The sequence below is a fragment of the Liquorilactobacillus aquaticus DSM 21051 genome, from assembly GCF_001436755.1.
In the GTDB taxonomy this organism is placed as follows: domain Bacteria; phylum Bacillota; class Bacilli; order Lactobacillales; family Lactobacillaceae; genus Liquorilactobacillus; species Liquorilactobacillus aquaticus.
On record NZ_AYZD01000016.1, the window covers coordinates 33,111 to 45,592 of the forward strand.

Annotated in this window: 11 protein-coding genes; 3 read left to right on the plus strand and 8 right to left on the minus strand. The window is 38.3% G+C overall.

Annotation, left to right across the window (positions count from 1 at the left end; genetic code table 11):
- Positions 1-1,050, minus strand: coding sequence for a 3-isopropylmalate dehydrogenase (leuB, locus tag FC19_RS05605; protein WP_057876015.1), 1,050 nt, complete (start codon positions 1,048-1,050; stop codon positions 1-3).
- Positions 1,051-1,075: 25 nt separating this feature from the next.
- Positions 1,076-2,236, minus strand: a complete 1,161-nt coding sequence (locus FC19_RS05610) for a 2-isopropylmalate synthase (RefSeq protein WP_057876016.1) — start codon at positions 2,234-2,236, stop codon at positions 1,076-1,078.
- 540 nt (positions 2,237-2,776) lie between these two features.
- On the opposite strand from FC19_RS05610, the gene nagB reads away from it, so the two are divergent.
- Positions 2,777-3,484: a glucosamine-6-phosphate deaminase gene (gene nagB, locus FC19_RS05615; RefSeq protein ID WP_057876017.1), complete on the plus strand. Its 708-nt coding sequence runs from the start codon at positions 2,777-2,779 to the stop codon at positions 3,482-3,484.
- Positions 3,485-3,764: 280 nt separating this feature from the next.
- Here nagB and FC19_RS05620 read toward each other — a convergent pair whose 3' ends face one another.
- Entirely contained in the window at positions 3,765-4,679 is a 915-nt protein-coding gene (locus FC19_RS05620) for a LysR family transcriptional regulator (RefSeq protein WP_057876018.1), read from the minus strand.
- A gap of 227 nt (positions 4,680-4,906) precedes the next feature.
- Between FC19_RS05620 and FC19_RS05625 the strand changes: the two genes are divergently transcribed.
- Positions 4,907-6,550, plus strand: a complete 1,644-nt coding sequence (locus FC19_RS05625; protein WP_057876019.1) for a malolactic enzyme — start codon at positions 4,907-4,909, stop codon at positions 6,548-6,550.
- Between the two features lie 24 nt (positions 6,551-6,574).
- Positions 6,575-7,543, plus strand: a complete 969-nt coding sequence (locus FC19_RS05630; protein WP_057876020.1) for an AEC family transporter — start codon at positions 6,575-6,577, stop codon at positions 7,541-7,543.
- Positions 7,544-7,763: 220 nt separating this feature from the next.
- Here FC19_RS05630 and trpA read toward each other — a convergent pair whose 3' ends face one another.
- The 5 genes from trpA to trpD are packed head-to-tail and all read right to left on the minus strand — an operon-like array spanning position 7,764 to position 12,133.
- A complete protein-coding gene (trpA, locus tag FC19_RS05635; RefSeq protein WP_057876021.1) occupies positions 7,764-8,555 on the minus strand; it encodes a tryptophan synthase subunit alpha in 792 nt (263 codons plus the stop codon).
- Complete coding sequence (gene trpB / locus FC19_RS05640; protein ID WP_057876022.1) at positions 8,548-9,756, minus strand: tryptophan synthase subunit beta; 1,209 nt, start codon at positions 9,754-9,756, stop codon at positions 8,548-8,550. Before trpB ends, trpA begins: the two co-directional genes overlap by 8 nt.
- Positions 9,746-10,330, minus strand: coding sequence for a phosphoribosylanthranilate isomerase (locus FC19_RS05645; RefSeq protein ID WP_057876023.1), 585 nt, complete (start codon positions 10,328-10,330; stop codon positions 9,746-9,748). Before FC19_RS05645 ends, trpB begins: the two co-directional genes overlap by 11 nt.
- A complete protein-coding gene (gene trpC, locus FC19_RS05650; RefSeq protein ID WP_057876024.1) occupies positions 10,323-11,114 on the minus strand; it encodes an indole-3-glycerol phosphate synthase TrpC in 792 nt (263 codons plus the stop codon). Before trpC ends, FC19_RS05645 begins: the two co-directional genes overlap by 8 nt.
- On the minus strand, positions 11,111-12,133 hold the full coding sequence (gene trpD, locus FC19_RS05655; RefSeq protein ID WP_057876025.1) for an anthranilate phosphoribosyltransferase: 1,023 nt from the start codon (positions 12,131-12,133) through the stop codon (positions 11,111-11,113). Before trpD ends, trpC begins: the two co-directional genes overlap by 4 nt.
- Positions 12,134-12,482 lie beyond the last annotated feature (349 nt).

Genomic DNA, 12,482 nt, shown 5'->3' on the forward strand with positions numbered 1-12,482 from the left:
TCATCCTTTCAAGTTCTTTACAATATTAGTTGTAACTTCTTGTGTTGTCGCAGTTCCGCCTATGTCGGGGGTAGTTATTCCTTCTTCAATCGTTTTTTGAACGGCTTCCGCTATTTTGTCAGCAATATAGCTCTCATCAAAGGATTCGCGCAGCATCATCTCAATACTTTGAATCATTGAAATTGGATCGGCAATTCCTTTTCCGGCGATGTCCGGAGCAGATCCATGAATTGGTTCATATAGGTTAGGGCCGGTTGTGCCTGCGCTCATTGATGGAATTGTTCCTAATGATCCTGTCAGCACCGAAGCTTCGTCACTTAGAATGTCGCCAAATAAATTAGCAGTAATCAGGACATCAAAAGAGGTAGGATGTGTAATAATTTTCATGGCAGCGGCATCAACGTAGCAATAATCGACTGTTACTTCAGGATATTCTTGTTTGAATTCTTCTGTGACTTTGCGCCAGAGCCTTGAAGTTGCGAGAACATTTGCTTTATCGACAACCGTCACGTGTTTTCGCCGACGCATGCTCATGTCAAAACCAATTTTCAAAATACGTTTGATTTCTTGCACTGTATAAGTTGAAGTATCAAGTGCATCTTGTGAATTTTGTTTCCGTGGTGTTCCAAAGTAGATGCCACTGGTTAATTCACGGACAATCACAAAATCAGTATTGTCGAGTACTTCCTGCTTTACAGGTGAAAAACGAGACAAATTGGGATCAACCTTGGTAGGACGTATGTTGGAAAAAAGTCCTAATCTGTTTCTGATCTCCAAAAGCCCTTTTTCAGGACGCTTGCTGGCATTATCCCATTTAGGGCCACCAATAGCACTCAATAATACAGCATCTGCTTGTTTACAGCCTTCAATAGTTTGTTGAGGAAGGGGATCGCCGTATTTATCAATGGCTTCACCGCCGAAAGGATAATCAATCGTTTGATATTGAAAATTTGAATCTGCACTAGCAGCTTTCAGAACAGTCAAACCGGCTTCCATTATTTCTGGTCCAATGTAGTCTCCACGAAGAATTGCTATTACTTTTTTAGACATTGCTGAACACCTTTCTGGATAAAAATTATTGTACTACTTTATTTTTTTTCATAATTTGTTCTAAGTCTGTATCAGAGACTAATTGCTGGTTATCAGCAATTGCTTTGAAAATAGGAAAAATGCGCCGCATGTCTTCCTTAGTAACCTGGTAACCCATCTCGTTCAATTTAACAGCAACAGCATGGGAACCAGACAATTTTCCCAGTGGGATTGATGCATGTGCTATCCCCACAGTTTGAGGAGTCAAAATTTCGTACGTAGCATGGTTTTTTAAGAAGCCATCTTGATGAATACCAGATTCATGGGAATAAGCATTTGAACCAGTAATAGCTTTATTACTTGGGATAGGCATCTTTGTTTTCTGACTGACCATAGTAGCCGTTTTGAATGTTTGCTTAAGATCAATATTGTTTTCTGCGTCGTAATAGTCCTTGCGGACATACATAGCGGCTGCAACTTCTTCCAAGGCGGTATTGCCAGCGCGTTCGCCGATACCGTTGACTGTACCTTCGATTCTGGTTGCGCCATGTTTAATTGAAGCTAATGCATTAGCTGTAGCCATACCCAAGTCATTATGACAGTGAACAGAGAAAATCACAGCATCAAATTCTGGGATGTTTTCACGCATATAGTCAAACATAGCAGCAAATTCATGCGGGTTTGTGTAACCAGTTGTATCAGGAATATTAATGACGGTTGCGCCAGCATGGATAGCAGTTCTAATTGCTCTCACCAAGAAGTCCCATTCTGTTCTAGTGGCATCCTCCGGTGAAAATTCAACATTATTGAAGCTTTTTTTTGCGTAGCTGACAAAATGTTTGATTGCAGCGATCACTTCATCTTGGGTCATATGCAATTTAGTTTTACGGTGAATTGGACTGGTTGCAATGAAGACATGTATCTGACCAGTAGGCGCGTCTTTTAAAGCTGCGGAAACTGCATCAATATCTTTTTGGACACAACGAGCTAAACCGACAACATTAGTTTTCCTTATTTCTTGTCCAATACGCCGAACGGCCTCAAAATCATTTTTTGAAGCAACAGGGAAACCAGCTTCGATTACGTCTACTCCCCAAGATTCAAATTGATGAGCTAATTCTATTTTGTCATCAATTGAAAAGTTAACACCAATTGTCTGTTCACCATCACGCAAGGTTGTATCAAAAAATTGAATTTTTTTTGTCATAAGTATAACCTCCCAGTTATTTTTGAATCATGTAATATATTTATTTATAAAAAAAACGCCTCATTCGTTAAGAATGAGACGCTAACCATCTTAGCTCGAGCCCCATTCCCATAACGCTAAATAGGACTCGACACATTTCGTCAGAGTCCTTCGTCATAGTAGTAGGGCGAATTCAATTGTTGCAGTTGCAGTGTATTCGTAAACCATGTTGAGGACTCCTTTCTTTATTTGTCTATCAATTTAACGTATTTTTAATCCTATGTCAATTACTTTTTTATAATTTTTTATGATTTGCTAATTTTATTAGATGATACTGTTTAAAATCCGTAGCAATAACGGATTTTTTTCATCTGCGCTTAAAAAAGCTTAAATATACTTTTAAATATTTACAAACGCTTACAGAGATGGTAAAATTATTAATAGAAACAGTGGTGTTTGGCGTTAGTCATCGTTATCAAAAAGGAATAAGCTTTTTTGCTTGCAGTTTTGGTATAGCCCAATTATAATAGGACTATACCAATTTACTGGAGGTAAATTCTGATGAAAATTATTGTTGTTGAAGATAAAAAACAAGGTGGACAAACTGCTTATGAGTTTTTTAAGAACGAGTTGGCAAAAAAGAATGATGCTGTTTTTGGATTAGCAACTGGAAGCACACCGGTGACGACCTACGAAGCGATTGTGCGCAGCAATTTGGATTTTAGCAGCAGCATTTCGGTTAATTTAGACGAATATGTTGGTTTGAGTGCAAGTCATCCGCAGAGTTACAATTATTACATGCAGCAGAACTTGTTTCAGTATAAACCGTTTCACCATTCTTATTTACCTGATGGAGAAGCAACCGATGAAACAAAAGAAGTCAGCAGATACAACTTGATTATTAAAAAAAATCCGATTGATCTTCAATTGCTGGGGATTGGAAGGAATGGACATATTGGTTTCAACGAGCCGGGAACAGACTTTGCTTTAAAAACGCATAAAGTGAAGCTTACAGAATCAACAATTGCTGCAAATTCTCGTTTTTTTGATAATGAACAAGATGTTCCACGTTATGCATATTCGATGGGAATAGGATCAATATTAAGGTCTAAGAAGATTATTTTAGAAGCTTTTGGAGAATCAAAAGCAGAAGCTGTTAAAAATATGATTGAAGGTCCTGTAACACGGCAGTGCCCAGCCAGTGTGCTGCAACAGCATTCTGACGTAACTGTCATTTTAGATGAAGCAGCTGCGCAAAAATTAAGGTAATAAATTATTTAAACTCAGTCTTAATATGGCCCAAAAGCCAGTAGCTTGTGTTCGAACAAAAAAATAAAAGGAATAACGCATTCTCCCAACCCCTTTGAAAGTTCGAAGCATAAGTATACTGCCTTTTGGGCCATATTGTTGTTTTAGAAGATGTAAAAAAATTTTGTATTTCAAACTCAATTGTTCCTCAAAATGTAGAATTACGCTAAGGCTGTTAGCTAAATTTACATGGTGTAAGTTTAAATTGAACGATTATTTGTTGAAATAAAGCCAGTAGATTTTACTTACCTAGCTGATTTGTATTGCTGGAGTAGGAGCCTAAGCTCTGTGTTAGTTGATGAATAAGGTTTTGCTTGGTTTGAGATAGTAGCTGTGATTGGCGGAAAACCAGCGAAATTAAGAATTCGGGTTGGAATGAATCGGTTAGATCCAAACTGATTATGTCATCCTGGGGTGTAATTGCTGTTTCAGTCAAGAATCCAATACCGATATTCTCGTGGATCATGCTTTTAAGCAACGCAATATCACCCGTTTTATAGATAATTTGTGGGTCAATACATGAGATTTTATTTAGCGCACCAAAGGCAGTAGGGTGAACAAAGTCTTCAGTCTGCATAATGAATTTCTCATTGTGCAAATCTTGAAAAGCAATTTTTTTTAACGAAGCTAAGTGTGATCGAGGACTGACAATTATCTTGAAATGATGCTTTGCTAAGAGCGTTGCACTCAAGCCATCATTATTGAGGGAATGTGTGGAGCCGAGTAAAGCAATATCAAGTTTGCCATTTTCTAAGGCTGCCAATAATTCACTAGACCCTGCTTCTGTAACTAACAGTTGATCAAGTAAATTAGTTTTGGCTAACTGTGAAGCAGCTTTTGGGAAAAAATAATTACCGATGATCGGTGGGAGCCCAAAGCGGATTTGTTCAGTTTTTAATGAAGCCATGTCAAGGTTAGTTAAAGCAGCTTCATCAATTATGCGATTGGCATGTTTCAGAAGTTGTTGCCCACTAGGGGTAAGCAAAATTGATTGATGTGATTGATCACGATGAAGTAAAACGGTGTTGAATTCATCTTCCAAACGTTTGATTGCCATAGTAATTGCTGGTTGACTGACTGAGAAATAGTCAGCAACAGCAGTGAAATTTTTTAAAGATACTAACTTTGAAAAGTAAGTTAAATCACGAATTTTCATAAAAACCTCCTGAGAACTTAAAAGCAATTGGGTTCAAAAAAACTAAGAGCACATAACGTAATTTTAAGAATCACTTTTACGTTATGCGTTTTTTTATTTCTGTAAGATGTGCTGCGAGTTTCTCTTATAAATTTATTTTATCACACCTACAAAGTTTGACTATAGTTTTTTGGGAATGCTATGCTTTCACAGCAATTAATTGAATTTACACAAAGGAGATTTTTTTGATGCATGAAAACGCACAACAAATTTTAAATAACCCGTTTCTCAACAAGGGGACTGCTTTTACCATGACTGAACGTCAGCAACTGGGATTAGTAGGTTTATTGCCACCGCATGTCCAAACAATAGATGATCAAGTTAAACAAACTTACGCACAATATTTGACGAAACCATCAATGTTAGAGAAACGTATTTTCTTAATGTCAATTTTTAATGAAAATCGTGTTTTATTTTATAAGCTTTTTAGTCAGCGCATTGCTGAATTTATGCCAATTGTTTATGATCCGACGATTGCTGATACGATTGAAAATTATAGTTCGCTTTTCGTTAATCCTCAAAATGCGGCTTTCTTGTCGATTGATGATCCTGATTCAATGGCCGCAGCTTTAAAAAATACTGCTTCTGGTCGAAACATTAAGCTTATTGTGGTAACCGATGCTGAAGGTATTTTAGGTATTGGTGATTGGGGAACACAGGGAGTTGATATTTCTGTTGGTAAATTAATGGTCTATACTGCTGCTGCAGGAATCGATCCTAGTGAAGTTTTACCCGTTGTTTTAGACGTCGGAACTAATCGTCAGAGTTTGCTGGAAGATCCGTTGTATCTGGGCAACCGTCACGAACGTGTTCGTGGTGATCGATACTATGATTTTGTTGATCGTTTTGTTCAGACAGCTGAGGAACTTTTCCCAGATTTATATTTGCACTTTGAAGATTTTGGTCGCAGTAATGCTGCTAATATCTTGAATAAATATAAAGATAAGATCGTAACGTTCAATGATGATATTCAAGGGACTGGTATCATTGTTTTAGCTGGATTATTGGGTGCATTAAATATTTCGGGTGAGGCTTTCACTGATCAAGTTTACATGAGTTTCGGTGCTGGAACAGCAGGTGCAGGAATTACACAACGTATTTATGAAGAAATGTTGCAACAAGGTTTGTCAGAAGAAGAAGCACGTTCACGCTTCTACATGGTTGATAAGCAGGGTCTATTATTTGATGATGATCCGGACTTGACACCAGAACAAAAACCATTTGCACGCAAGCGTAGTGAATTTGCTAATGCAGACGAATTAAAAACCCTTGCAGATGCGGTCAAAGCAGTACATCCAACAATATTGGTGGGAACTTCAACTCAACCGGGTGCTTTTACGGAATCGATTGTTAAGGAAATGGCAGCCCATACTGCGCGACCAATTATTTTCCCATTATCTAATCCAACTAAATTAGCTGAAGCGAAGGCTGAAGATTTATTGAAGTGGACAAATGGCAAAGCATTAGTTGCAACAGGCATCCCAGCTGCGCCAGTTGAATTGGATGGAGTTACTTATGAGATAGGACAAGCTAATAATGCTTTGGTTTATCCTGGACTGGGATTGGGAACAATTGCTGCTAAGGCACGGTTACTTAATGACGAAATGATCAGCAAAGCAGCCCATTCACTAGGCGGGATTGTTGACCCAACTGAACCAGGAGCTGCTGTTTTACCACCAGTTACTAAGTTAGATATTTTCTCGCAAACTGTCGCCGAAGCAGTTGCAAAAAGCGCAGTTGCTCAAAACTTGAATAAGGAGCCGATCGACAACGTAAAGAAAGCAGTTGCTGACTTGAAATGGGTTCCTGAATATAAAGAATTAACAGATTGATAAAAAACTAGGAGTGTGGTTGTTTTGGCAGCATTTTTAACTTCATTATCAAGTGTCGGTCAAATTATCTTAGTGATTGCATTAGGATATTTTCTAAGACGTAAGGGCAAGTTCGATGATAGTTTTAAGGGCAGTATTTCTTTTTTAATTATGAATGTTGCTTTGCCGTTATCGATATTTGTTTCAGTATTAGATAATCTGACGCGTAGTAAATTAGTTAGTCTATCCAGTGGACTCATTTATGTGTTGATTAGTTTTGTTACTGGATACTTAGTCGCGTGGATCTTGACAAAAGTATTGCGTGTACGGCCTGGTCGTCGTGGAACGTTCATCAATATGTTCGTTAATGCCAATACTATTTTTGTTGGATTGCCGTTGAATATTGCATTATTTGGCAATGTCAGCTTACCGTATTTTCTAATTTACTACGTAGCTAATACAGTTTCAACGTGGGCAATTGGTGTTTTCTTTATTTCTAACGATGATCCGACGAAACAGGGAAAAAGTCAAAATGACAGTAAATTCAATTGGAAAAAACTATTACCAGCGCCGCTTGTTGGTTTTCTAGTGGCCTTGGTATGGTTGCTACTTGGGTTACCATTACCGCAATTCTTTGACAAGACATTTTCAATGGTTGGTGGGATTGTTACTCCAATGTCTTTGATTTACATTGGAATTATTTTGGCGGATGCAGGGTTGAAGTCAATTCATTTTGATAAGGATACAATTTTTGCGCTGCTCGGGCGTTTTGTTGTGGCACCAGCAATTATGATCGTTATCATGATTATCTTCAAAAATATGGGACAAGCAATTCCCAATATTGAGCAAAATACTTTGATCATACAAACTGCAACCCCAGGACTGGCTGTTCTGCCGATCTTGGTCGGTCAATCTCACGGCGATGTTGAGTATGCCACCAATGTTGTTACGACAAGCACGGTTTTATTTGTTATAGTTGTACCGATATTAATGGAAATAGTTAATTTCATTTAGTAATTAGTAAAATCAAAATAAATCTGCTAAGAGATTTTGTAGGCAATAAAGATTAAGAAGAGAATGAAAAGCCAAACAGAGGGTTTGGTCTTTCATTCTCTTCTTTTTTAGTTAGGAATAGGAGTCAATTAAGCTTGCCTAGTATGAAGAAAACATTGGTCAGTAAAACAGATTTAGAAAATATAGTTTTTCATATATACATGTAGTTGCTGCTGGTTTGTTAAATTTGATTAATTTCTGTTTGTTTAAGTGCTTTTTTCATATTACTGACATAATCAATCAACTTTTCTTCAGCATGCATTCCTTCTTGTGCAATTATTTTGACGATTGCAGAACCCACAATTACCCCATCGGCAGTTTGGGTGATTTTTGCGGCTTGCTTAGGCGAGTGAATTCCAAAACCAACCGCAATAGGAGTATTTGTAAATTTTCTAATATCAGAAACTAATGTATCTAGATCAGTTGTGATCCTGTCCCGGGCTCCAGTTACCCCAAGTGATGAAACAGCGTAAACGAATCCATTAGCCTCAGCAACGATTTTTTTTATGCGATTTCCTGAAGTGGGAGCTACTAATGGGATCAATGAACAATCGGTTTTTTGGGCAAAACATGCAACCTCCGAACGTTCCTCTACTGGAAGATCAGGGATGATAACGCCATTGATATTTAATTGATGGCAGGTATCAAAAAAATTAGCATAACCATACTTGAAAACGTTGTTTAGATAAACCAAGAGGACTAATGGAACAGAAGTCCTTTTGCGAATTTCGGCTACCATTTCAAAAACGCGCTTTGTTGAAACTCCATTTTTAAAAGCCCGCAGCCCAGCTTCTTGAATTACTGGACCATCAGCAATTGGATCACTGAAGGGAACACCAATCTCAATTAAATCGGTTCCAGCATCGGCCAAGGTTTCTACATAGTCAATAGATTTTTCAAAGTTTGGATCGCAAGCAACAACGAAGCCAATGAAAGCTTTTTTATTTTTAAAAGCATCACTAATATTAGTCATAAATTTTCTCCCCTCGATAACGTGCAATTGCAGCTACATCTTTATCGCCACGTCCAGAAAGATTGCAAACAATAATTTGGCTCGAATTCATCTGAGGTGCAATTTTTTTTACGTAGGCGACAGCGTGACAACTTTCAATTGCCGCAATGATTCCTTCCTCGCGTGCGAGATATTCAAATGCTGCGACAGCTTCATCATCTGTGATGCCCACATATTCGGCACGATTTTTAGCTGCTAATTCAGCATGTTCTGGGCCAATTCCAGGATAATCAAGCCCAGCAGAAATTGAATAAACTTCATCAATTTGACCGTCATCATTCTGTAAAAATATGGATTTCATACCGTGAAAGATGCCAGTTGTTCCACGTTCTAAAGTTGCTGCATGTTTTTGAGTGTCAACACCTTTTCCAGCAGCTTCACAGCCGATCAATCTTACATTTTTGTCTTTAATAAAATGATAGAAAGCACCTATAGCGTTACTGCCGCCACCCACGCAAGCAACGACGGCATCAGGTAGTTTGCCCGTTTCTTTGATTAGTTGGTTTTTTATCTCGGCACTGATACATGCTTGGAAATCACGGACCATTGTTGGAAAAGGATGGGGTCCCATAACAGAGCCGATGACATAATGTGTATCTGCGGTCCTGCTTGCCCATTCCTGCATGGCTGCATTAACGGCATCTTTAAGCGTACCAGTCCCAGTTGTGACGGAATGAACTTTAGCACCAAGAAGCTGCATGCGGTAGACGTTGAGAGACTGTCGTTTAATGTCAACTTCTCCCATAAAAATTTCACATTCCATTCCCATAAGTGCAGCAACTGTCGCTGTAGCCACACCATGTTGCCCAGCACCAGTTTCGGCAATTACTCGTGTTTTTTTCATTTTCTTAGCCAATAAAATTTGTCCTAAGACATTATTGATTTTGTGAGAACCAGTATGATTGAGGTCTTCACGCTTAAAATAAATCTGTGCACCGGCAAGATCGTTAGACATTTTTTGAGCATGATATAAAAGGGAGGGACGGTTTGCGTATTTATGCAGTAAATCAGTGAGTTCTTTTTTAAAAGTAGGATCATTTTTGTAATAATTATAAGCGTTTACTAACCGATCGATCTCGTGCATTAAAGTTTCAGGAATGTATTGACCACCAAATTCACCAAAACGGCCTGCTTTCTGTTCTTTTTTCAGATTACTTTGCATTTCTAACACTCCTTATAAATTCTTTTATTTTCTGAGGATCCTTTTTCCCGTTTGTTTCAATACTGGAACTGACATCAACGATATCAGGATGGAATTTTTCGATAACTTGTGTAACATTGCTGGAGTTGAGACCGCCAGCAATGACGAAGGGACGTTGCTGGCGAGGTATCTTATCTAAATCAGCGGTCTTTCCAGAGCCCGGGTTAGGAGAATCAAACATAACGTATTCAGCTGGAGAATTTTTAGCTGAACGTGCATTTTTTACAACATGAATAGTTTTCAAACCATTTTTTTGTAAAAAGTTGATTTGTTTATGAGCAATATTTCCATGAAGCTGTGCAATTTGGATAACTCCCATCGAATATAGAGCTAGCACATCTTTATTTGATGGTTCAACAAAAACTCCAACGGTTTTGATTAAAGGTGAGAGCAAAGAATGTAGTTTTTTTGCTTGTTCAAAAGAAATTTCCCGTTGGCTGGGAGCGAAGACAAAGCCAATAAACTCTGGGAGCAGTTTATTTACAGTGTGAATATCTTGGTTCCGCTTTAAGCCGCATATTTTGATTTTAGTCAAGATTGCCTACCTTTCTGAGGTCAGCGATTGTTGTTTTTTTATCAGATGCGTGCATCAAGTACTCGCCGACTAGGATGCCGTTAATCCCAGTATGCTTTAGCGCAGAGATTTCATTTTTACCTTTTATGCCACTTTCTGATATGAGTAGGACATCTGTCGGAATATATTTTTTGAGTTGGACAGTTGTTTGGATATTGACATCGAAAGTTTTTAAATTTCGATTGTTGATCCCGATAACACGAGCTTTGGCCTTGAGTGCTCGTTCTATTTCCTGCTTATTATGAACTTCAACAATTACAGACATTCCCAGATCATCAGCTAGTTTGAGGAAAGCCTTTATTTGGCGATCAGTTAAAATCGCAACAATCAACAGAATAATACTTGCACCACTCACTTTTGCTTCGTAAATCATATAAGAATCGATGATAAAATCTTTTCTGAGTATTGGGATACTTGTTGAAGCGGCAACTTCTTGCAGAATTTTTATATTTCCCTGAAAATGATCTTTTTCAGTTAGAACTGAAATAGCAGTAACGTCAGCTGCAGCATATTCTTCAGCAATTTGCAGGTAAGGAAAATTGTTGACAAGCACGCCTTTGGACGGTGAAGCTTTTTTTATTTCGGCAATAATACTCAAGTTGTCATCAGCTAGTTTTTTTTCAAAGGAAAAGTTTTTTGTAATGGGAATAGTTGTGACTTTTTTTCTTAAAGTATCTAATTTAAGGGCTTTTTGCCGTTCCTGCATATTCTTTTGGGTAGATTTGACAAGTTCGTCTAAGATCATGAAGCAATCACGTCGCTATTGGATAACTTGACAAAATTTTCTAGTTTTTGTTTAGCTAAACCGGAATCGATTGCTTTTTCAGCAAGTTTTAAAGCATCCTTCAATCGAACTTGGGGTTTGGCAATATGAATAGCTGCTGCTGCGTTCAGCAACACAACATCTCTTTTAGGCCCTTTGGATCCTGCAAGAATATTACGTGTGATTTCTGCATTTTTCTGCGCAGAGCCACCAATTAAATCCTCAGGGGTGCAACGGGTTAAGCCAAACTGTTCAGGAGTTACTTCATACTTTTGTAAGTTCCCGTTTTGGAGTTCAATTACATGTGTCGGTGCGGTTAATGATATTTCATCTAAACCATCTTGCCCATGGACGATCATTGCTGAGGTTACATTTAACTTCTGTAAAACAGAAGGCATTATATCCAGTAGCTTCTCATCATAAACTCCTAGAAGCTGCATTGATGCATGAGCTGGGTTAGCTAATGGCCCCAAAACGTTAAAAATTGTCCGAATACCTAATTCTTTACGTACAGGAGCGACAAAACGCATTGCTTCATGGTATTTCTGTGCGAATAAAAAGCAGATGTTTTCTTGTTGCAATATTTGTTGTGAGCGGGCAGGTGAAATAGTAATGTTTATTCCTAAGGATTCCAAGACATCAGCTGCTCCGCTCAGCGAGGAGGCTGCTCGATTTCCATGTTTAGCAACTGGAATACCAGCGGCTGATACGACAAAGGCTGAAGTAGTTGAAATATTGAATGAATTTGAGTGATCACCACCAGTCCCAACGATTTCTAATACGGGCTGCAATGCGTTAAATGTGTGAGCATGTTTTCTCATAACTGCAGCAGCACCGGCTATCTCGTCAATTGTTTCCTTTTTCATTGTTAATGCTGTTAAAAATGAGGCGATTTGAATATTGCTTGCTTCACCGTTCATGATTTCATTGGTAGCAGTCTGAGCTTGTTCAAACGTCAAATTTTCGTTATTAACAACTTTTTTGATGATTTCGTTAATCATAAGTTATTCCTCCATTTAGTTGAATATTGCTTTGTCATTGACTTAACGTTCTAGAGCAAGGAAGAATACCATCGCTTTTTAGATTCCATTAGGGTCTCCTTTCAAAAAAACTACAAAAAAATCCGTCCATAACATGATCGTTAAGGACGGATTATTCCGCGGTGCCACCTTATTTTGGAATCAAAGAGAACGCAAATAAAAGTGAATGCGAATTTGATCCCACGCTTACTAGAGTGCTAACACACTCCTGATAACTGACGTATATCGTACGTTGCGAAGTACTAATGGGATTGACCCGGTTTCATCGCACCCTCAGTGGTCCATTTAGCGGTCTGCGTTCAGCCAAATT

Excerpts from the sequence above, each read along its gene's own strand:
- trpC (WP_057876024.1), bottom strand. The coding sequence starts at position 11,114 with ATGATCTTAGACGAACTTGTCAAATCTACCCAAAAGAATATGCAGGAA.
- nagB (WP_057876017.1), top strand. The coding sequence starts at position 2,777 with ATGAAAATTATTGTTGTTGAAGATAAAAAACAAGGTGGACAAACTGCT.
- trpD (WP_057876025.1), bottom strand. The coding sequence starts at position 12,133 with ATGATTAACGAAATCATCAAAAAAGTTGTTAATAACGAAAATTTGACG.
- FC19_RS05620 (WP_057876018.1), bottom strand. The coding sequence starts at position 4,679 with ATGAAAATTCGTGATTTAACTTACTTTTCAAAGTTAGTATCTTTAAAA.
- trpB (WP_057876022.1), bottom strand. The coding sequence starts at position 9,756 with ATGCAAAGTAATCTGAAAAAAGAACAGAAAGCAGGCCGTTTTGGTGAA.
- FC19_RS05625 (WP_057876019.1), top strand. The coding sequence starts at position 4,907 with ATGCATGAAAACGCACAACAAATTTTAAATAACCCGTTTCTCAACAAG.
- FC19_RS05610 (WP_057876016.1), bottom strand. The coding sequence starts at position 2,236 with ATGACAAAAAAAATTCAATTTTTTGATACAACCTTGCGTGATGGTGAA.
- trpA (WP_057876021.1), bottom strand. The coding sequence starts at position 8,555 with ATGACTAATATTAGTGATGCTTTTAAAAATAAAAAAGCTTTCATTGGC.
- leuB (WP_057876015.1), bottom strand. The coding sequence starts at position 1,050 with ATGTCTAAAAAAGTAATAGCAATTCTTCGTGGAGACTACATTGGACCA.